The organism is Mesorhizobium sp. STM 4661 (assembly GCF_000359125.1).
In the GTDB taxonomy this organism is placed as follows: Bacteria; Pseudomonadota; Alphaproteobacteria; order Rhizobiales; family Rhizobiaceae; genus Mesorhizobium.
Map to the genome: position 1 here is coordinate 39297 of NZ_CAAF010000052.1, position 21007 is coordinate 60303.

Consider the following 21007-nt stretch of genomic DNA (forward strand, 5'->3'; position numbering starts at 1 on the left):
GGGACTGAGTGCAAATGAGTGAACCATTAAGCCCGTCGGACATCGAACAGGGCGAACCGCGCGAGCCGGAGGAGCAGCGCCGCGAGCCGGTGTTCAATCTGCCGCCTGTCGTGCTGGCGGTGATCGGCATTTGCGTCGCCGTTCACCTGATCCGCGTCTATGTGCTGACCGACGAACAGGACCTGTCCCTGCTGATCCGGGCCGCCTTCATTCCGGTCCGCTATTCCGGTCGCTTCGACCTTGATTTCTATGCATTTTCAAGCCCCTTCACCTATGCCTTCCTGCATGGCGGCTTTGCCCATCTCGCCATCAACATGGTGTGGCTGGCGGCTTTCGGCTCGCCGCTGGCGAACCGCTTCGGCGCGCTTCGCTTCAGCCTGTTCTTCGCCGCGACGGGACTGGCGGCGGTGGTGCTGTTCTGGGCCGTGTATCCGCTCGGCCAGGCGCCGCTGGTTGGCGCCTCGGGCGCGATATCGGGCATGATGGGAGCCGCCGCCCGCTTTGGTTTCCGCATCGACCGTTCGTCCGGCAAGGCAGCCTTTGCCGGCGCGCCGTTGCCGATGGCCGAGGTGTTGCGCTCGCGCGGCGTTGTGACCTTCCTCGCGGTGTGGATGGTGATCAACCTCGTCACCGGCCTTATCGGAGCCCCCGGCGTCGACGGCCAGATCGCCTGGGAGGCCCATATTGGCGGTTTTGTCGCCGGCTTCTTCGGCCTGCGGTTTTTTGATCGGCGCCAACAGGCGGGCGGGTTCACGGTCTGAGACCGCGCGCACTTGAAATGCAACCGATCGCGGCGCACCATGTTCACTCTTATGTGAAAGCCGGATGTTCACTCTTATGTGAAAGCCGGTCAGGGCAGGAGCCGGCAAGCTGAGGAGGACGCCATGACTGTTAAGGCAATTCTCGAGAAAAAAGGCCATGACGTGTTGACGTGCGGGCCGAACGAAAAGCTGAGCGAGGCCATTCGCATCCTGACCGAACACAGGATCGGCGCGCTGGTCATCACCAATGGCGATCACAAGATCGTCGGCATTCTTTCCGAGCGCGACGTCGTGCGGGTCCTTGCCAAGGAAGGGGCTGCCGCATTGGATATCGCGGTGCGTTCGGCGATGACGCCCAAGGTGAAGATCTGCAATGAGAACCACACCGTCAACGAGGTCATGGAGATCATGACCAGGGGCCGTTTCCGCCATCTGCCGGTGGAAAAGGACGGCCTGCTCGACGGTATCGTCTCGATCGGCGACGTGGTGAAGCGGCGCATCGAGGATGTCGAGCGCGAGGCCGAGGAGATCAGGGCCTATATCGCCACGGCATAAGACGGCGAGAGAAACCCGCCGACCGCATGCCGGCCGGCGGATTTGGCTTCTACCTGTTGTCGAGTTCGGCCAGGTCAGGCATTTGACGGAGGCGATCAGCGTCTTCTCGTTTTTTCGATTTCAGTGCGTCCGCCCTGTGCAGGCAGGCGCAGGATGCGCCGTCCTGCAGCGTCGCGCGTCCTCTTGGATGCGCAAAGGACGCTTGTTTCGCGGAATGGTTTGCACTAGCGAGATTGCACATCAAAATATGCGTTCTGCATATTCCGTAGTTCCAATTGTAGGCCCTTATGACCCTCATCGATACCCGCACGCCCGACGCCAAGCGCCTGATTTCTGGCGCCACCGGCGACTGGGAAATCATCATCGGCCTCGAGGTCCACGCGCAGGTGACCTCGGAGGCAAAGCTCTTCTCCGGCGCTTCTACGACTTTCGGTGCGGCGCCCAACGCCAATGTCAGCCTGGTCGACGCCGCCATGCCGGGCATGCTGCCGGTGATCAACGAGGAGTGCGTCAAGCAGGCGATCCGCACCGGTCTCGGTCTCAAGGCCGAGATCAACCACAAGTCGGTCTTCGACCGGAAGAACTACTTCTATCCCGACCTGCCGCAGGGCTATCAGATCTCGCAGTTCAAGCAGCCGATCGTCGGCGAGGGCAAGGTGATCGTCTCGGTCGGCCCCGACCGGCAGGGCGAATTCGAGGACATCGAGGTCGGCATCGAGCGGCTGCATCTGGAGCAGGATGCCGGCAAGTCGATGCACGACCAGCATCCGACCATGTCCTATGTCGATCTCAACCGCTCCGGCGTGGCGCTGATGGAGATCGTCTCCAAGCCCGACATGCGCTCCGCCGACGAGGCCAAGGCCTATGTCACCAAGCTGCGCACCATCGTGCGCTATCTCGGCACTTGCGATGGCAACATGGACGAAGGCTCGCTGCGCGCCGACGTCAACGTGTCGGTGCGCAAGCCCGGCGGCGAATTCGGAACGCGCTGCGAGATCAAGAACGTCAACTCGATCCGCTTCATCGGCCAGGCCATCGACTATGAGGCGCGCCGCCAGATCGCCATTCTCGAGGATGGCGGCAAGATCGATCAGGAAACGCGGCTGTTCGACGCCGTCAAGGGCGAGACGCGCTCCATGCGGACCAAGGAAGAGGCGCATGACTACCGCTATTTCCCGGATCCGGACCTCCTGCCGCTGGAATTCGACCAGGCTTATGTCGATGCGCTGGCAAAGGACCTGCCGGAATTGCCTGACGACAAGAAGGCACGGCTGATCGCCTCGCTGGGGCTCTCGACCTACGACGCCTCGATCCTGGTGTCGGAAAAGGCAATCGCCGACTATTTCGAGAAGGTGGCCGCCGGGCGTGACGGCAAACTCGCCGCCAACTGGGTTATCAACGATTTTCTAGGCGCTCTCAACAAGGCTGGAAAAGACATTGAAAACGCACCGGTTTCGCCTGACCAGCTCGGCGCGGTCATCGACCTGATCAAGGAAGGCACCATCTCCGGCAAGATCGCCAAGGATATGTTCGAGATCGTCTGGAACGAGGGCGGTGACCCGCGCCAGCTCGTCGAGAGCCGCGGCATGAAGCAGGTCACCGACACCGGCGCCATCGAGAAGGCGGTGGACGAGGTGATCGCCGCCAACCCGGACAAGGTCGAGCAGGCACGCGCCAAGCCGACCATGGCCGGCTGGTTCGTCGGTCAGGTGATGAAGGCGACAGGCGGCAAGGCCAATCCGCAGGCGGTCAACGACCTGGTCAAGGCCAAGCTCGGCATCGAGTAGGGCAATGAACGCAAGACCACGGCCGCGCAATCAGGCAGTTGTCTCGTCGGCGCTGCTGATAGCCGGTGCCGTACTGCTGTTCGTCGGCACCCTTATGCATCCGATACATGAGAACCCGAATGACGCGCTTGCCGCCTTCGGTGAGTATGCCGCCGACAACAATTGGCTGTTCAGCCACATGGCCCAGCTCGCAAAGGTCGCGAAACATGCGGTCTGACCCGGTTCAACAGTGCCGGCGCAAAATCAGTTCGAGCGCAGCGGTGGCGAAAGTTCGCGTATCAGGAGTTCGAGCCCGCGCTGATCGCCGGTGCCGGTCTTGTCGAAGATCGTCGCCAGTTGCGACTTGATGGTGCCGTCGAGACGCCGCCAGCGGCGGCGATTTCCTTGCGCGTCAGGCCGGCGGCGACGTGACCGTCGCGGATCCTGCCGCAGCGATGAAAGGCGGGTTGAAACTCGCCGAATCAGACGGAGGGAACTTCCACATTGTCGATCAGCCTGGTCTTGCCAAGCCAGGCCGCGGCGAGCAGCCGGCCGTCGCGGCCGTGCCGCCAGCGGGCAAGCGTCAGGCTCTCGCGCGCCGCGACATAGTCGACCTTGGCGAAGCCGGCCTTGACCAGCGCGCGGCCGGCCTCGGCAGTTGCGCTGCCTTCATCCGTGCCCGCCGAAAGCGCCGCCGCCGCCCGGCGCAATATGGCGTTGAACTGGCGCGCCACCTCGAGCTCGGCTTCGCCGAGATAGGCGTTGCGCGACGACATGGCGAGGCCATGCGCATCGCGCACCGTCGGCGCGCCGATGATTTCCACCGCCAGGTCGAGATCGCGGCAGAGCTGCCGGACCACGCAAAGCTGCTGGTAATCCTTTTCGCCGAAGACCGCGCAGTCGGGCGACGCCTGCAGGAAGAGCTTTGCCACGACAGTCGCGACGCCGTCGAAGAAGGTCGGCCGGAAATCCGACTCCAGCCCGGCGGCAGGCCCGCCGACCGAGATTTTCGTGGCGAAACCGGCTGGGTACATCTGCGTCACATCGGGCGTGAAGGCGAGCTGCGCGCCGGCCTGCCGTAGCCGGTCGAGGTCGCGGGCGAGCTGGCGCGGGTATTTGTCGAGGTCTTCGCTCGGCGCGAACTGCGCCGGATTGACGAAGATCGAGACAACGCAGCGATCGGCCTTTTCAAGCGCGATCTCGACCAGCGAGATATGGCCGTCATGCAGCGCTCCCATGGTCGGCACCATTGCAACGCTCAGGCCATCGCGACGCCAGTCGCGGATTTGCGCGCGAAGAGCGGCTACGCTGTCGACGACGAGCGGCCGGCTCACGCTTTGTCGCCTGCGTCGTTCTTGTCGGCTACGGCGGGAAAGACATGGCCCGGACCGGGAAACGTCCGGTTTCGCACCTCTGCCGCGTAGCTGGCTGCCGCATGCGAGATGACGCTGCGCAGATCGGCATATTGCTTGACGAATTTCGGCACGCGGTCGACGGTCAAGCCCACCATGTCGTCGATGACCAGGATCTGGCCGTCGCAATCGCCGCTGGCGCCGATGCCGATGGTAGGGATGGAGATGTGCCGGGTGAGGTCGGCGGCGACGGTCTCGACGGTGCCTTCGATGACCACCGAGAACGCGCCGGCCATTTCGACAGCGTCCGCATCACGAAACAAGGCCGCCACATTCTCCTCGCTGCGGCCCTTGATCCTGTAGCCGCCGTCGCTTTCCACCGATTGCGGCAGCAAGCCGATATGCCCCATGACCGGAATGCCGGCCTCGACGATCGCCGCGATCTGCCGGGCCATGGTGACGCCGCCCTCCAGCTTGACGGCCTGGCAACCGGTCTCCTCGACGATCCGCCGCGCCGAAGCGACGGCCTGTGCCGCCGAGCCCTCATAGCTGCCGGCCGGCATGTCGACCACCACGCAGGCCCTGGCCGAGCCCCGCATCACCGCTTGGCCATGGGCAATCATCATTTCCAACGAGGCGCCGAGCGTGGTCTCGTGGCCATGCAGGACCATGGCGACGCTGTCGCCGACCAGAAGCAGGTCGACATGGTCGTCGAGCAGGCGGGCGACGGGATAGGTGTAGGCGGTGAGGCAGACGATCGGTACACCGCCCTTGCGAAGGCGAATGGAACTGGCGCTGATCCGCTGATCCGCGTCGGATGCGTCTGGGGCCAAGCTTCATCTCCCTCAAGACCAGTCAACCATGTACCCGCACGGGGCGCGCGCAGAGCTTTAGGGAGACGAAACAAGCTTGGCAAGCAGGCGTCCGGCGGTCGCGAAAGCGCCGTAAGCGGCGTTCTCGATGAGATGCGCAACGAATTGCCTGGTTGGTCGCGAACCTTCGGCTTCCGCGGCGGATTCACGCGACAAAATTTCATCTAAAATTCAGGGGGTCCACCATCACCCTCGGCGCGATGAAGAAGCCTCTTCCGTGATAATGGTTATATATGCCGTCGCTACCGCTCCCGTTCGTCATTTCGCTTGTCCTGCTGCTCATCCTCGTGCGGATGATCCGGCAGGGACAAGGAAAGCTCGGGCTGTTTCCGCTGCTCGTGGCCGCCTTCGCAATTCAGGCGACTGTGTCGGGGTTGAACTGGAACGTCGGTTGGTATCCGGCACGCTTCATCCAGCCGATCCTCGCCGCTGTCCTGCCCGCGCTTTCCTTCGCCGCCTTCGATCAGCTTCGCCGCAAGAACCTGGCGAAACCCTCAGACCTGTGGCCGCATTTAATGCCGGCGAGCCTCGTCGCGGTTCTCGTCGCCTTCTGGCGTGCGCCAATCGACATTGTTCTTTTCGCGATCGATCTCGGATACGGTCTGGCGCTCTTGCGAGTTGCGCGGCAAGGCCCGAGCGCGCTTGCGGCTGTGCGTCTCAGTGACGAGTGGACCGCGCACAAGGCGCTCGTCGCGGTCGCGCTTCTTCTCATTATCACCGCCTTTGTCGATGCAATGGTATCGCTTGATCTCTCTTTTGGTGATGGGCAGCAGGCCCAAATGCTCCTGACCGCTGCGAGCGTTCTGTGGCTGGCGGTCGCCGGTTACGCCGCAACGGTCGCGGACGACACTCGCCCTGACGCGGAACTCAAAGCGACGGAGGAGGGTCTCGCATTCGCCACCTCCGAGCCATCGCCTTCACGCTCTTACGCTTCGCCGGTCAGCGAGGATCTTTCCGAGACGGACGAGGTCGTTATACGCCGGATCGATGCACTGATGGCCGAGCAGCATCTTTATCGCGATCCGGACCTGACGCTGGACCGTCTTGCACGGCGCGCCGGAATACATGCGCGACAGATTTCTGGGGCAATTAACCGGGTTCATGGCCGCAACGTTTCCCAAGTCGTAAATGAATACCGGGTCGGCGATGCGCAGCGGCGGCTGGTCTCGACACGCGATCCGGTGACAGTCGTCATGCTGGAATCGGGTTTTGGCACGAAGTCGAACTTCAATCGCGAGTTCCAGCGCGTCACGGGCATGACACCCAGCGCCTATCGCCGGGTCGGCGGCGAAACGTCTGCGCCGCCCGAAGCGCAAAACGCGGCACCTGTCGCCTCGTAATCCTGCACCCAGGGGCTGAATTCATCGCGCGAAACGACCTTGATCACGATCTCGGACGTCCGAGATCGCGTTCGAGGGCGAGCCAGCCTGGATTCCGGTCAATCTTGGGGCCTGAACGCTCAAGCTCATACTTATCGGCAACTATCCGAACTCCGGTACTCCGAACTCCGGTACGAGGGGATTGACAGCGTGACGATGATGACGAGCGCAAGAGGAAAACAATGAAGTTCTTGATGAAAGTCTTGGCTATGCTTTGGACCGTCGTTTCTTCGACGTTGGTGGTGCAACAGCCAGCCGTCGCCAGCGACAATGTCGGTGTGCGTCAGATTGCGGCTCTCTCCAAGGAGCGCGGGATCGATCTCGACGTGACCGTTTGGTATCCGGCATCTTCGGGTGGCAAACCGGTTGTGCTTGGGGAGAGCATGTTTTTTGTGGGAACGCCCGCCATGCTCGATGCCCCGATCTCAGATGGAAAATTTCCTCTTATATTGCTGTCCCATGGCGCTGGCCTGGCAGGAAACGCGCAAGCCTTGAGCTGGATTGCGATGCCATTGGCGAAGCAGGGGTTCGTTGTGGCGGCCCCCACCCATCCCGGAAATACAGGCGCAAACCGATCCGCGGCGGAAACGATGAAGCTTTGGCTGAGACCTGCGGATATCACCGAGACCTTGAATGCGATGGACAAAGACTCTTTTTTCGAAGAGCACCTCGAACATGACAAGGTAGGTGCTCTCGGGCTTTCCATGGGCGGAACCACGGCTTTGGCGATAGCTGGTGCCCGCATCGACGCAAAACGCTTGGCTGGCTATTGCGATACGGACGCGCTCAACCCTTCTCTTTGTGGATGGGTCAGGCAAAGCGGCGTTGATCTTCACGCCATGGATTTGACATCGGCCGGCCGCGACAATGAAGATGCGCGTATCAGATTTGCCATGGCGATTGATCCTGCACCCGTCGATGTCTTCGAATTCAACAGCTTTTCCCAGATCTCAATTCCTGTTCAACTCGTAAATTTAGGTCAACCAGGGAAAATCCCTCTGACCGCGCAGGCCGCAAAAATTGCAAAAGCCATCCCAAATGCCACTTATTCCACAATCGAAGATGCGAGCCATTACAGCATGTTTGGCGAATGCAAACCTGGTGCGCCTGAGCTTGCCGAAGCTGAAAAGGTTGGTGATCCGATTTGTATGGATGGCGGAGGCCGCACACGGCGCGAGATCCATATGGAACTGATCAATATGGTCACTACTGCCTTCAGTCGAGCATTGAAGGCAAGCCCATAAACATAGACTGTCCCGTATGCGTCCGCATCGTTTGGCCGATTATGCCGAACAACCGCATGACCGAGACCAGGTAGTCCAGCCTCAAAACTCGGCCATGCGAACGGACACCGGTCTCCTGACGACCATTTGTACGGCACCTCGGGCAAAAGTCTTGCCTTCGCGATGACCTGACGCCATAAGCAGGCGACGGGCGCCCGCCGCGAGGATTTGATGAAAACTTTCCTTCTGCAGTTTTTCACCTGGTGGAACGGCCAGACGCTGGGAACGCGCTTCCACACCTGGCGGCATGGCAAGGAAGTCGGGCAGGACGAGGCCGGCAACGTCTACTACGAGGGCGGTGTCGATTCGGAAGGCCGCACGCGCCGCTGGGTCATCTATCGCAACTATTCGGAAGCCTCGGAGATCCCGCCGGGCTGGCATGGCTGGATCCATCATCGCGTCGATGTCGCGCCGCCGAGCGAAAGCTACAAGCCACGCGAATGGCAGAAACCGCATCAGCCGAACCTCACCGGCAGCCCCGCCGCCTATCGCCCCAAGGGTTCCGTCCTGACCAATCAGCACCGGCCGCAGGTGACGGGCGACTACGACGCCTGGACGCCGGGGTCATAACCCTCGTCAACGCGGATCGATCCTTTGTCGCCACAATTGGCGTTTAGCTGCTTGCTGATCCCGCAGCAGCGACTAGCCTTGGCGATCGACAGAATCACCCGGGCGCAAACAACCGGTATCCCCGCATGAGCATTTTCGGCCGAATCTCGATGGGCGCACTGGCGGCGACCACTGTCGCTTTTGGCGCTTTTGGCGTGGCCGCGGCGCAGACCCCCGCGGCGCCGGAGGCGCCGGCCGCGCCCGCGGCATCGGATCGCGTCACCAATCCCGTCGCCGAGTTCGCCGGCATCGACAAGATCACCGGCCGCATCATCACCTTCGATGTCTATATCGACGAGACGGTGCAGTTCGGCGCTTTGCAGGTGACGCCGCGCGTCTGCTATTCGCGACCGCAGGACGACCAGCCGAAGACCGATTCCTTCGTCGAGGTCGACGAGATCACGCTCGACCGTAAGATCCGCCGTATCTTCACCGGCTGGATGTTTGCCGAAAGCCCCGGCCTCAATGCCGTCGAGCACGCCGTCTACGACGTCTGGCTGAAGGGCTGCAAGCAGAAGTCGGACGTGCCGGCCCCCGATTCGGCCAAGGCCGATACCGGAAAACCCAAGGCCAACCCCGATACCGCCGAGCCGGACACCACCAAGACCAACTGATCCCTCCGGAACCGCTATACGCGCCCTGCGTTAAGCCACGGACGACCGCGCATCGATGCGCAGGGAGGATCTCCGATGTCAGACAGCAAGCGGATCACGGCCAGCAAGAAAGAGCTGCTGGAACTCGAGAAGGGGTTCTGGACGGGCGACGCGGCCTATTATGCGGCCAATGCCGACACCGAATGCCTGGTGGCATTTCCAGAGATGGCGCAGGCGATGGACAATGCCGATCTCGCCAAGACCGCGACCAACCCAAATCGTTGGCGCGACCTCGACATCGAGCTCAAGGGAATAATCGAGCCGGGCAGCGACATCGTCATGCTGACCTACGAGGCACATGCAACGCGGGAGAATGGCGAGCCTTATGCGGCGCTGGTCAGCACGGGCTATGTCCATCGCGTCAACGGCTGGAAGATGATGTTCCATTCGCAAACGCCAATGGAGCCTGCTGCGAAAGCTTGACTGAGCGGATCGTCAGGAAAAAAACACCGCTTCGCCTTTCAGCGCATCCGCCAGCATTTTTTCGTACTTGCCGCGCGGCACGTCGACGGCGCCAAAGCGCTTGAGGTGTTCGGTGGTGAACTGCGTATCAAGCAGCGCGAAGCCGCGCGCTTTCAACCGCTCGACCAGGCGCACGAGGCAGGCCTTCGAGGCGTCCGTTTCCCTGGCGAACATGCTTTCGCCAAAGAACACCCGGCCGAGCGAGACGCCGTAAAGACCGCCGACCAGCCGGTCCTCGCGCCAGGCCTCGACCGAATGGCAATGACCCATCCGATGGAGCTCGACATAGGCTTCGCGGATCGGCGCATTGATCCAGGTCGAACGGCGTTCGTCGCGCTTCTCGGCGCAGCCGTCGATCGTCGCCTCGAAATCGAAATCGAAACGGATGTCGAACAGGTTTCTCCGCAGTGTCTTCGTCAGGCTCTTCGGCGTATGGAAACCGTCGAGCGGGATGATGCCGCGCGTTTCCGGCCGCACCCAGAAAACTTCCGGGTCGCTGGCGCTTTCGGCCATCGGGAAGACGCCCGAGGCATAGGCCTTGAGCAGAAGATCTGTCGGGATGCGATAGCCTGGCGCATAGGGACGGGTCATCGCGTCATCATACTAGAAATTAATGGCTATTCCTCTTTGGCCAGGTATTTTTCCAGCCAGTGGATGTCGTAGTCGCCATTGGCGATGTCGGCGTTGCCGACAAGGTCACGGAACAGCGGCAGCGTCGTCTTGATGCCGTCGACGACGAACTCGTCGAGCGCGCGGCGCAGCCGCATCATGCATTCGACGCGGTTGCGGCCGTGCACGATCAGCTTGCCGATCAGGCTGTCATAGTAAGGCGGGATCTTGTAGCCGGAATAGACGCCGGAATCGACGCGAATGCCAAGGCCGCCCGGCGTATGGAAATGCGTGATCGTGCCGGGCGAGGGGGTAAAGGTGCGCGGATCCTCGGCATTGATGCGGCATTCGATGGCATGGCCGTTGAATTTGATGTCCTCCTGCCTCACCGAAAGCCCGCCGCCCGAGGCGACGCGGATCTGCTCGTGCACGAGGTCGATGCCGGTGATCGCCTCCGTTACCGGATGCTCGACCTGCAGGCGGGTGTTCATCTCGATGAAATAGAACTCGCCGTTCTCGTAGAGGAATTCGATGGTGCCGGCGCCGGAATAGCCAAGATCGGCGATGGCCTTGGCGCAGACGCCGCCGATATGCGCGCGCTCCTCGGCATTGAGCGCCGGCGAGGGCGCCTCTTCCCAAACCTTCTGGTGGCGGCGTTGCAGCGAGCAGTCGCGCTCGCCGAAATGCACGCCGCGGCCAGCCCCGTCGCCGAACACCTGGACCTCGATGTGGCGCGGCTTTTCCAGATATTTCTCAATGTAGACGGCGTCGTCGCCGAAGGCGGCGCCGGCTTCCGAGCGGGCCGTCTGCAACGCGATTTCAAGGTCGGCTTCGCTAAGCGCCACCTTCATGCCGCGTCCACCGCCGCCGGCCGAAGCCTTGATGATCACGGGATAGCCGATCTCGGCGGCGATGCGCCTGGCTTCCTTTTCCTCGGTGACCGCGCCGTCGGAGCCGGGCACGACCGGAATGCCAAGACGTTTTGCCGTGCGCTTGGCCTCGATCTTGTCGCCCATGATGCGGATATGATCGCCGGACGGGCCGATGAAGGTGATGTTGTGCGCGGCGAGGATGTCGGCGAACTTGGCGTTTTCCGACAGGAAGCCGTAGCCCGGATGCACGGCGTCGGCGCCGGTGATCTCGCAGGCCGCGACGATCTGGTGGATGTTGAGATAGCTGTCGCGCGACGGCGGCGGGCCGATGCAGACGCTCTCGTCGGCGAGCCTGACATGCATGGCGTCGGCATCGGCGGTCGAATGCACCACCACAGTCTGGATACCGAGCTCCTTGCAGGCGCGCAGCACCCTCAGGGCAATTTCGCCGCGATTGGCGATGAGGATTTTCTGGAACATGTCTCGCCTGTTCCCGGCTCTACTCGATCACGACGAGCGGCATGCCATATTCGACCGGCTGCGCGTCCTCGAACAGGATCGCCGTCACCGTGCCGCCGCGAGGCGACGGGATCTGGTTCATCGTCTTCATCGCCTCGATGATCAGCAGCGTCTGGCCTTCCTTGACCTTCTGGCCGACCTCGATGAACGGTTTGGCGTCGGGCGACGGCGCCAGATAGGCGCTGCCGACCATGGGCGAAGCCACCGCGTTCTTTGATATTTCGGCTGCTGCCGGCCCGGCTGCGGCCGCTGCGGGCTGCGCCGCCGGCGCATAGGCGGGCTGCGGCGCGGCAACCGCATGTACGGCCGGCGCCTGTCGCGACACGCGCACCTTCAAGTCGCCCAGCTCGACCTCGATCTCGGTGAGGTTGGTGTCGTTCAGTATGCCCGCCAGATCGCGGATCAGCTGCTGGTCAACACCGGTCTTCTTTATCGACATTTTCGAGCCTTCTGTTTGTTGGCCGGTCATAGGCGTGCGGCCAGCGCCTGCAGCGCCAGCGTGTAGCCGAGCGGCCCGAACCCGCAGATCATGCCGACGGCGACCGGCGAGACCATGGAGACGTGGCGGAATGGTTCCCGCGCATGGATGTTGGAAAGATGAACTTCGGCGACGGGCAATGGTGCTACGGCGCGGATGGCGTCGTGAATGGCGATCGAGGTGTGGCTGTAGGCGCCCGGATTGATAACGATGCCGGCTGCCTTGTCGGCGGCCTCCTGGATCCAGTCGACGAGATCGCCCTCATGGTTCGACTGGCGGAAATCGATCTCAAGTCCCAATGCCGCACCCGCCTGCTTGCAGTCTTCGCCGATCGCGGCAAGCGTCTTGCCGCCATATATGCCCGGCTCGCGCTTGCCGAGCGCGTTGAGGTTGGGACCGTTCAGGACGAAAACCGTTTTCAAGAATGCCGACCTTTCCCGGCACCGGCCTCAAGCCAGCGCACTGGGCCTCTATAATGGGCTTAGACGCCTGCGAAAAGAGCGCAAGTGCGTTCTTTCGCTGTCCACAACTGGCGGGAAATGGCCTGCGGCGAAAACCAGTGCGCCGATCAGAGTGCGGACTTGGCCGCTTCGATCTTCTCAGCCAGCACTTCCTGGCCGAGCGCTCCGAACACCACCTCGTTGCCGACCACATAGGACGGCGTTCCGGTGATGGCCAGCTTGTTGGCCAAGTCATAGGTCTTGGAGATGGCTTCAGCGATCGACGGATCCTTCATCTTCTCGCGCAATTTCGCCTCGTCGGCGCCGAGCGAAAGCGCCACCTTGATGGCCGTGGCCTCGGTGGCGCGTCCCTGGCCGCCGAGCAGCGCGTTGTGGAACTCGCCATATTTCTCCGGCATCATCATGTGGAAGGCCATCGAGACGACGCTTGCCTTTTGCGAATCCGGGCCGAGTATCGGGAATTCCTTGAGCACGAAACGCAGGTCCGGATCGGCTTTCGTCAGCGCCCGCATGTCCTCGATGGCGCGTTTGCAGAAGCCGCAATTGTAATCGTAGAACTCGACGATGGTGACCTTGCCGTTCGGGTTGCCGACGACGCCGTCGAAGGCCGAGTTGAAGATCTGCTCCTTGGCATTGTTGATGACGCCGAGACTGGCGATGCGCTGCTCTTCCTTCTGCTTGGCCTCAAGCGCGTCCTGGACCTCCAGCAGCACTTCCGGGTTCTTCAGGAGGTAGTCGCGGATGATGCCCTCGACCTCCGCGCGGTCGATCTTGGTATCGCCAGACACCGCTTGGGCCAGTTGAGCCGTATCGGCCTTTGCCGTCTGCGGATTTCCGGCCACGAACCCGAAAGCCAGCATGGCGAGAGCGACCGCCACTCCTGTTGTGCCGAGCAGAATTGCCTTTTTCATCATCCGTAATCCTCTTGCCTGGTTTTCCGGTCGGATTGGTTCAACTCGATTGGTCTGACTACCGACTGGCCTGACTATATGTCGCCACGGTTGCCGGAAGGTTCACTTTTTCTTGCCTGGTGGCGCGTAGTTTATGATGTCCTGCGCGCGAAGCCAGCCCGGCTCGCCGCGCTTCAGCTTTTGTTGCGCGCGCATGGCGAAGATCTTCGCATTCCTGTAGTCGCCGGAATAGAAATGGCCTTCCGCGGTGGCAAGATCGGCGGCCGGGATTTTGCCGAGCTCGCCATTGGCCTGCGCCAGATAGCGGTAGCCCGCGACGTTTTCCCGGTCGCGCGCGAGCCCCTTGTTGATTTGCACCACCGCCTTCTCCAGCGAATCCGGCGTGCCGATGGCCATCAGCGCCTGGCCGTAGGAGACCGGCAGCAGTCCCGATCGGGCCGGATCGAGGCTGACCGCCTTGGCATAGGCTTCCGAAGCATCCTTCGGCTTGTTCGCCTTCATCAGGATGTCGCCGCGCAATTCCTGGAAATAGGCGTTTTTCGGCTGCGCCTTGATCAGCGCGTTGGTCTTGCTGAGCGCGGCAGCCAGATTGCCATAGAGATACGTGGTCTGCGCAAGGCCATATTGCGAGGCGAGGCTGCCGGGATTCTTGCGCATCAGCCGCGATGCGGCGGCCTGGCCCCCCATATAGGCGGCGATCTTGATGCGCATCATGTCGTGCCGCTGCTGCAGCGCCGGCGGGTCGACCTTGTCGACATAGGGGCTCTGCTTCACCAGGACTTCGAGATTGGCGATACGCTCCTGCGGCATCGGATGGCTGATCCGGTACGGGTCGACCTGCGCGCCCGACAGCGAGAGCGCGCTCTGGAAGCGGCCGAACGTCTTCAGCATGCCCATGCCGGACTGGCCGGTGGCGTTGAGATAGGTGATTGCCGAGCGGTCGGCGGTCATCTCTTCGGTGCGCTGATAGGCAAGGATGCTGCGTTGCGCCATCTCGCCGCCGCCCGCCGCGACACCCATGCCGGCGCCGGCGAGGCCGCGGCTGTTGGTGGTGGCGCCGGCGACGATGGCACCGGCGCCAAGCAACGTCGCGATGATGGCCATCGTCTTGGCGCGTTCGAGCTGCTCGCGCAATTTTTGCTGGTGACCGCCGGCGATGTGGCCGGCTTCATGGGCGATGACGCCAATGATCTCGTTGGGCGTTTCCGCTTCCATCAAGGCGCCTGTGTTGATGAACAGACGGCGCCCGGCGACGAAGGCGTTGAAACTTTGATCGTTGACCAGGACGATGTCGATGGCATCGTTCGACAGGCCCGCCGCCTTGAAGATCGGCCGCGCGTAATCGCGCACCAGCGCTTCGATCTCGGCATCGCGCACCACCGGCACGTTTTGCGCGAAGGCATTGACCGAGCCGGCCACGGCGACCATCGCGGCAAGCCAAAGCGTTGCGAAGACGCGCGCTGCCCTGGCAATCATCGATCTGGGTCGGCTCAACATGACAGGTCCACTGGTAGACGAGCGGGCGAAGGATGAAAAGTCGGCACCGAAAACTTACTGAACTTGTGATCCTCACATCAATCGGGCATTTGTGCGGCGCGGCCGCCGGGCCGGCGGCTTCGGGCGGCAGGATGTGAGGTCAAATGGTTGTTTCGCTTTCACGCCGCGGCGAGGTCGAGCCGTTCCACGCCATGGACATTCTGGCGGAGGCGAATCGGCTGAAGGCCTCCGGCATTCCCATCGTCTCCATGGCCGTAGGTCAGCCGTCCGATCCGGCGCCGGCTGGAGTGAGGCAAGCAGCAGCTCACGCCTTGAGGATGGGGCTCATCGGCTATACCGATGCACTGGGTCTGCCTAGCCTGCGCAAGGCAATCGCCGAGCACTATGCGGACCACTACGGGCTTGATGTTCCCGCTGGCCGGATCGCCGTCACCACCGGATCGTCGGCAGCCTTCAACCTCGCCTTCCTGGCAATGTTCGATCCGGGCGACCGCGTCGCCATCGCAGCACCTGGCTACCCGGCCTATCGCAACATCATGGCGGCGCTCGGCATCGAGATCGTCGAGATCGAGCTTGACGGCGCCGCCTATCTCCATGCCGGGCACCTGAAAGCCGCGCACCGCCAAAAACCGCTGAAGGGCGTCCTGTTCGCCAGCCCGGCCAACCCGACTGGCGCGGTCATCCCTGCCAATGAGCTGTCGGCACTGGTCAAGACGGCGCAGGAGCTGGGCATCGCCGTGATCTCGGACGAAATCTATCACCGGCTGGTCTATACCGCGTCCGACACTACGGCACTTGCCCATGGCCCGGATGTGACGGTGATCAATTCCTTTTCGAAATACTATTGCATGACCGGTTGGCGCATCGGCTGGATGGTGCTGCCGGAAGAATTGGTGCGGCCGGTCGAGCGTATCGCCCAGAGCCTTTACATCTCGCCACCCGCGCTTTCCCAGATCGCGGCGATAGAAGCGTTCAAGGCGACTGGGGAATTGGAGGTGGTGAAGGCGCGCTATGCGGGCAATCGCGAGCTTCTGATGAAGCGTCTGCCCGAACTCGGCTTTGCGCTGGCGGCGCCGATGGACGGCGCCTTCTACGCCTTTTGCGATGTCACCAGGCATACCAACGACAGCATGGTTTTCGCGCGCAGGATGCTGGCCGAGGCGCATGTCGCGGCGACGCCCGGCCGTGATTTCGATCCGCTTCAGGGTCATCGAACCATGCGCTTCTCCTACGCCGGCAGCCACGACGACATGCTCGAGGCGCTGGTGCGCATCGAGCGTTGGCTGAAGTAGCGAGGACGTCAATGCCGGAACTCGAACAGGCCTTGGCCGACGTCGCCGCCGAAATGGCGGAACGGACGGATCGCGGCGAGGTCGCAACTTACATTCCGCAACTCGGCAAGGTCGATCCGAAGAAGTTCGGCATCGCCGCCGTGACCAATGATGGTCGCGTGCTGATGGCGGGCGATGCCGATGAACCGTTTTCCATCCAGAGCATTTCCAAGGTGTTCACGCTGACGCTGGCGCTCGGCAATGTCGGCGATGCGCTCTGGCAGCGTGTCGGGCGCGAACCGTCGGGCAACCCGTTCAACTCGATCGTCCAGCTCGAGCATGAGAACGGCATTCCGCGCAATCCGTTCATCAATGCCGGCGCCATCGTCATTTCCGACATTCTGCTCGCCGGCCACCAGCCGCGCGAGGCGATCGGCGAGATCCTGCGTTTCATCCAGTTCCTGGCCGATGACGACACTGTTATCATCGACCGGGAGGTCGCTGCCTCCGAACGCGCCACTGGATACCGCAATTTCGCGCTTGCCAACTACATGAAATCCTTCGGCAATCTCCATCATGCGCCCGAGCTGGCGCTGGGCGTCTATTTCCATCACTGCGCCATCGCCATGAGCTGCCGGCAGCTGGCGCTGGCCGGCCGTTTCCTTGCCAATGGCGGCAAGAACCCGGCAACCGGCCATTCCGTCGTGTCTGCCGAACGCGCCCGCCGCATTGGCGCGATGATGCTGACCTGCGGTCACTATGACGGCTCGGGCGACTTCGCCTTCCGGGTCGGCATCCCGGGCAAGAGCGGCGTCGGCGGCGGCATATTGGGGATCGTGCCGGGCGTCGCCTCGCTTGCCGTGTGGTCGCCCGGCCTCAACGCCAATGGCAATTCCAAGCTGGGCTCGATGGCGCTGGAACGGCTGGCCAGGATGATGAACTGGTCGATCTTCGCGCCATAATGCATGTCGCCCAAAAGTGCGCAGCGGTTTTGGGACAACGACATGCATGAAGACAAAGACCCAAAGCGCGTCTCATGAATCCTTTTAAACGCGACGCGTTTTGGGCGCGTAGAAACGATACCGCCAGACAGGAAAATCCCGCGCCGTCTCTTGGACGACGCGGGATTCTTTAGTCAGAAAATCATTCCAAACAACTGAAAAGCTTAGAAAAAGCCTTTCTTCTGCCACCAACCGGCACGCTTCGGCTTTTCTTCGGCCTTGGCTTCGTCGGCAACGGTTGAGGAGACGACCGGCACAACCGGAGCGTCCACCGGTACAGGCTTGCGCCGTGACGGACGGGCCTTTGGTTCTTCGTCGTCAGCGGCCACAGTTTCCTTCGAAACAGGTGCAGGAGGCTCGCCAGCGGTTTCCGGCGCCGCAGGGATTTCCGGCTCGGCAACCGGCGACTCAGCGACGATTTCCGCGGCAGCCTTCTTCGGCCTGGCGGCGCGGCGCGGCTTCTTAGGCTTCTCCGCGCTCGGCGCGTCGTCGTTGGCCGGAGCAAGGATGGCCAGCTCCTCTACCGGTGTTGCGGCTACCGGTTCGATTGCGACAGGCTCGCTTTCCGAAGCCGCGCTTTCGGAAACATCAGCTGACTCGCCGGCACTCGCATCGGTCGCGTCTTCGCCGTCCTCACGGCGATTGCGCTTGCCGCCGCGCTTGCCACGCCGGCGCTTCTTGCCTTGACCGTCATCCGAAGCTTCCGCCGCATCGATCACGCCGACCGGCGCTTCCTGATCCGCTTCGGCATTTTCATCGCCGGCATGTTCATCACTTGTCGCTTCGGCGCCGCCAACAGCCGGCATCGAGACGGAAGCACCTTCCGCCGGCGCGCCATGCTCGCGGTCGCGGTCCTTGCCGCCACGCCGTCTGCGGCGCTTGCGGCGTTTGCGATCGCGGCCTTCGCCATCCTCGCTGGGCCTTGGCTGCTGCGGCTGCTGACCATGGCGCGGCTGCTCCGCTTGCACGGGAGCCTCATCCTCCTCCTCGACGATGATTTCGTCCTCGGGCTCTTCCGGCTCGACATAGGTCGGCAGGCTGCGCGCCTCTACGAAGCCCTCCGGCTTTTCGGCCAGCGCGCCGCGGAAGATTGCATAATGCTGGGCGCCGACCGTGTCGTCGGCCTCGATCGTGATGGTCAGGCCGAAGCGGCCTTCGAGTTCGACCAGCGTGCCGCGCTTGTGGTTGAGCACGTAGAGCGCGGTCGCCGCCGGCGTCCGCACCGTGATGTGGCTGCGCGAATCCTTGAGCAGAAATTCCTCGATCGCCCGCACCACCATCAGCGCGACGGATGAATCGGAGCGCACATGACCGGTGCCGCCGCAATGCGGACAAGGCTTCATCGTCGATTCCAGCACGCTGGCGCGGATGCGCTGGCGCGACATCTCCATCAGGCCGAAATGCGAGATGCGGCCGACCTGGATGCGGGCGCGATCGTTCTTGAGGTGATCCTTCAGCCGCTTCTCGACGGAGCGGTTGTTGCGGTTCTCCTCCATGTCGATGAAGTCGATGACGATCAGGCCGGCAAGATCGCGCAGCCGGAGCTGCCGAGCGACTTCCTCGGCCGCTTCCAGATTGGTGTGAAGCGCGGTGTCCTCGATCGAGTGCTCCTTGGTGGAGCGGCCCGAATTGACGTCGATGGCGACCAGCGCTTCGGTCTGGTTGATGATGATGTAGCCGCCGCTCTTCAGCGTCACCTGCGGCTGCAGCATGCGGTCGAGTTGTGCCTCGATGCCATTGCGCACGAAGATCGGCGTCGTGTCGCGGAACGGCTGCACCACCTTGGCATGGCTCGGCATCAGCATGCGCATGAAGTCCTTGGCCTCGCGGTAGCCTTCGTCGCCGGAGACCAGGATCTCGTCGATGTCCTTGTTGTAGAGGTCGCGCACCGAGCGCTTGATCAGGCTGCCTTCCTCATAGACCAGGGCAGGGGCCGTGGACTGCAGCGTCAGATTGCGGACGTTTTCCCAAAGCCGCATCAGATATTCGTAGTCGCGCTTGATCTCGGCCTTGGTGCGGCTTTCGCCGGCGGTGCGCAGGATGACGCCCATGCCTTGCGGCACTTCGAGATCGGCGACGACTTCCTTCAGCCGCTTGCGATCCACGGCGCTGGTGATCTTGCGCGAAATGCCGCCGCCGCGCGCCGTGTTCGGCATCAGCACCGAATAGCGGCCGGCAAGCGACAGATAGGTGGTGAGTGCGGCGCCCTTGTTGCCGCGCTCTTCCTTGACGACCTGCACCAGCAGGATCTGCCGGCGCTTGATCACTTCCTGGATCTTGTACTGGCGGCGCACCGGCTTGCGGCGGTTGCGCACTTCCTCCAGCGCATCCTCGGCGCCGACCGATTCGACCTCATGGTCGTCCGGATGCGAGGACTGCACCTCTTCCAGCATGCCGCGATCATTGTCGGTGGAGGTGGCTTCGCCTGCAGGCTCTGCCTGCGGCACGGCTTCGGAGATCACATCCGCTTCGATACTGGCGGCAATGGAACTAGGCCCGCCTTCGGTAGAGGTCTCGTCGTCGGCGACGTCCTCGCCGCGAGCTACGACATCCTCGCCACGGTCGGCGACGTCCTCGACATGATCCGTGCTATCGGCCGCGGCGGTATCCTGTTCAGCTGCGGCATCGATGTTTTCCGCGACCGCATCTTCGCCGCTCTCGTTGTGATCGCCGCTTTCATTGGAATCGCCAGAATCTGCATTGCTTGCGTCGCGCTTGTGCTCGCCGCGGTCACGGCTCTTGCCGCCACGCCGGCGGCCGCGTCGGCCGCGCTCGCGGTTCTGGCGGTCTTCGCCTTCGCCGTCCTCTTCGTCCTCGTCTTCAGCCTCCTGCGCTTCCGCGCGCAGCAGCGCCTGACGGTCGGCGACAGGAATCTGGTAGTAGTCGGGGTGAATTTCACTAAAGGCGAGAAAACCGTGACGGTTGCCGCCATATTCGACAAAGGCTGCCTGAAGGGAGGGTTCGACGCGGGTTACGCGGGCGAGGTAGATGTTTCCTTTGAGCTGCTTCTTGTCCTGGGATTCAAAGTCGAATTCTTCGATGCGGTTACCGCGAACGACGACAACACGTGTTTCCTCCGGGTGGGAGGCGTCTATCAGCATTTTGTTGGGCATTATTTCGTTTCCCGCCGGCAGCCGTCATCGCTTGCAGCTTGCGGGGCGAAGCCCTTCGCTGCGGGTGAGCATGGGTGCCGGACATTTGAACGTCCGCCGGCCGCCGCTTGAGCGCCATGGCGGTGCCGCCCGCTGCCACAATGGCGCGGTTTGCTGCGGACCTTTCCATGATTGCGCTTGAAGCCATCGTAACCAGCGGATCCTTTTTGAACCAAAGCCCGGAAAATCCGGACCAGCTTGTTTGCTCGTACAGAGCCGGCGCGGAACAATCCCGGCCGTTTTCCTCACGCAGGCGCTTCCCCCGCCACGGGCTCACACCTGCGAAATTCGTCGCGATCACCTGATGCCTTTTCGCCTGAAGCGAAGGAGCCGCCTTTCGTCTGACCTGATAGCAGGAAGCTGCGGAAGAGGACGGTTCCAGGATTGCAGTGATCCACCATCGCTTTTATGATTTGGCGGGTTGGAAGGCAACCCCGATTTCCGATGCCGGCAAAAAGCAGTTCCGTTACGGCAAGTACTGGGTTTCGGCCTTGCATGAAAAGGCTTGGTTAACCTTCTCTGGATACCAATCGTTAATCGAGTT

20 protein-coding genes are annotated in these 21007 nt (G+C 62.4%); 11 read left to right on the top strand and 9 right to left on the bottom strand.

Features of this window, described 5'->3' with window-relative positions:
• Positions 1 to 14 precede the first annotated feature (14 nt).
• From MESS4_RS16815 to MESS4_RS16830, 4 genes are all read left to right on the top strand, one after another.
• Positions 15 to 761, top strand: coding sequence for a rhomboid family intramembrane serine protease (locus MESS4_RS16815; protein ID WP_006333137.1), 747 nt, complete (start codon positions 15 to 17; stop codon positions 759 to 761).
• Between the two features lie 123 nt (positions 762 to 884).
• On the top strand, positions 885 to 1316 hold the full coding sequence (locus tag MESS4_RS16820; RefSeq protein WP_006333146.1) for a CBS domain-containing protein: 432 nt from the start codon (positions 885 to 887) through the stop codon (positions 1314 to 1316).
• 287 nt (positions 1317 to 1603) lie between these two features.
• Positions 1604 to 3103, top strand: a complete 1500-nt coding sequence (gatB, locus tag MESS4_RS16825) for an Asp-tRNA(Asn)/Glu-tRNA(Gln) amidotransferase subunit GatB (RefSeq protein WP_006333148.1) — start codon at positions 1604 to 1606, stop codon at positions 3101 to 3103.
• A gap of 4 nt (positions 3104 to 3107) precedes the next feature.
• Complete coding sequence (locus MESS4_RS16830) at positions 3108 to 3320, top strand: hypothetical protein (protein ID WP_006333156.1); 213 nt, start codon at positions 3108 to 3110, stop codon at positions 3318 to 3320.
• 244 nt (positions 3321 to 3564) lie between these two features.
• Here MESS4_RS16830 and panC read toward each other — a convergent pair whose 3' ends face one another.
• Both panC and panB read right to left on the bottom strand, forming a co-directional pair.
• On the bottom strand, positions 3565 to 4416 hold the full coding sequence (gene panC, locus MESS4_RS16835) for a pantoate--beta-alanine ligase (protein ID WP_006333157.1): 852 nt from the start codon (positions 4414 to 4416) through the stop codon (positions 3565 to 3567).
• Positions 4413 to 5267: a 3-methyl-2-oxobutanoate hydroxymethyltransferase gene (panB, locus tag MESS4_RS16840; protein WP_006333158.1), complete on the bottom strand. Its 855-nt coding sequence runs from the start codon at positions 5265 to 5267 to the stop codon at positions 4413 to 4415. Before panB ends, panC begins: the two co-directional genes overlap by 4 nt.
• A 272-nt stretch (positions 5268 to 5539) precedes the next feature.
• On the opposite strand from panB, the gene MESS4_RS16845 reads away from it, so the two are divergent.
• From MESS4_RS16845 to MESS4_RS16865, 5 genes are all read left to right on the top strand, one after another.
• A complete protein-coding gene (locus MESS4_RS16845) occupies positions 5540 to 6646 on the top strand; it encodes an AraC family transcriptional regulator (RefSeq protein ID WP_006333160.1) in 1107 nt (368 codons plus the stop codon).
• A 221-nt stretch (positions 6647 to 6867) separates the two neighbouring features.
• On the top strand, positions 6868 to 7929 hold the full coding sequence (locus MESS4_RS16850) for a dienelactone hydrolase (protein WP_006333162.1): 1062 nt from the start codon (positions 6868 to 6870) through the stop codon (positions 7927 to 7929).
• Positions 7930 to 8139: 210 nt separating this feature from the next.
• Complete coding sequence (locus MESS4_RS16855; protein ID WP_006333166.1) at positions 8140 to 8538, top strand: NADH:ubiquinone oxidoreductase subunit NDUFA12; 399 nt, start codon at positions 8140 to 8142, stop codon at positions 8536 to 8538.
• 125 nt (positions 8539 to 8663) lie between these two features.
• Positions 8664 to 9191 (top strand): DUF2155 domain-containing protein, encoded by a 528-nt coding sequence (locus MESS4_RS16860; RefSeq protein ID WP_006333174.1) that lies wholly within the window; start codon positions 8664 to 8666, stop codon positions 9189 to 9191.
• Positions 9192 to 9266: 75 nt separating this feature from the next.
• Complete coding sequence (locus MESS4_RS16865; RefSeq protein WP_006333176.1) at positions 9267 to 9653, top strand: hypothetical protein; 387 nt, start codon at positions 9267 to 9269, stop codon at positions 9651 to 9653.
• Positions 9654 to 9665: 12 nt separating this feature from the next.
• Here MESS4_RS16865 and aat read toward each other — a convergent pair whose 3' ends face one another.
• The 6 genes from aat to MESS4_RS16895 form a co-directional block, all read right to left on the bottom strand.
• Positions 9666 to 10283, bottom strand: coding sequence for a leucyl/phenylalanyl-tRNA--protein transferase (gene aat / locus MESS4_RS16870; protein ID WP_006333178.1), 618 nt, complete (start codon positions 10281 to 10283; stop codon positions 9666 to 9668).
• A 26-nt stretch (positions 10284 to 10309) separates the two neighbouring features.
• Positions 10310 to 11653 carry an acetyl-CoA carboxylase biotin carboxylase subunit gene (gene accC / locus MESS4_RS16875; RefSeq protein ID WP_006333179.1) on the bottom strand — a complete coding sequence of 448 codons (1344 nt, stop codon included), beginning with the start codon at positions 11651 to 11653 and terminating at the stop codon, positions 10310 to 10312.
• Positions 11654 to 11672: 19 nt separating this feature from the next.
• Complete coding sequence (gene accB, locus MESS4_RS16880; RefSeq protein ID WP_006333181.1) at positions 11673 to 12131, bottom strand: acetyl-CoA carboxylase biotin carboxyl carrier protein; 459 nt, start codon at positions 12129 to 12131, stop codon at positions 11673 to 11675.
• A gap of 26 nt (positions 12132 to 12157) precedes the next feature.
• Positions 12158 to 12592: a type II 3-dehydroquinate dehydratase gene (aroQ, locus tag MESS4_RS16885; protein WP_006333183.1), complete on the bottom strand. Its 435-nt coding sequence runs from the start codon at positions 12590 to 12592 to the stop codon at positions 12158 to 12160.
• A gap of 146 nt (positions 12593 to 12738) precedes the next feature.
• A complete protein-coding gene (locus tag MESS4_RS16890) occupies positions 12739 to 13542 on the bottom strand; it encodes a DsbA family protein (protein ID WP_036241496.1) in 804 nt (267 codons plus the stop codon).
• A 102-nt stretch (positions 13543 to 13644) separates the two neighbouring features.
• Positions 13645 to 15039: a M48 family metalloprotease gene (locus MESS4_RS16895; protein WP_036241485.1), complete on the bottom strand. Its 1395-nt coding sequence runs from the start codon at positions 15037 to 15039 to the stop codon at positions 13645 to 13647.
• A 143-nt stretch (positions 15040 to 15182) separates the two neighbouring features.
• On the opposite strand from MESS4_RS16895, the gene MESS4_RS16900 reads away from it, so the two are divergent.
• Together MESS4_RS16900 and MESS4_RS16905 are read left to right on the top strand one after the other, a co-directional pair.
• Positions 15183 to 16331: an aminotransferase class I/II-fold pyridoxal phosphate-dependent enzyme gene (locus MESS4_RS16900; protein WP_006333189.1), complete on the top strand. Its 1149-nt coding sequence runs from the start codon at positions 15183 to 15185 to the stop codon at positions 16329 to 16331.
• 11 nt (positions 16332 to 16342) lie between these two features.
• Positions 16343 to 17272 (top strand): glutaminase, encoded by a 930-nt coding sequence (locus MESS4_RS16905; RefSeq protein ID WP_006333191.1) that lies wholly within the window; start codon positions 16343 to 16345, stop codon positions 17270 to 17272.
• A gap of 203 nt (positions 17273 to 17475) precedes the next feature.
• Here the strand turns inward: MESS4_RS16905 and MESS4_RS16910 are convergent, their stop codons facing one another.
• Entirely contained in the window at positions 17476 to 20424 is a 2949-nt protein-coding gene (locus MESS4_RS16910) for a ribonuclease E/G (RefSeq protein ID WP_006333195.1), read from the bottom strand.
• Positions 20425 to 21007 lie beyond the last annotated feature (583 nt).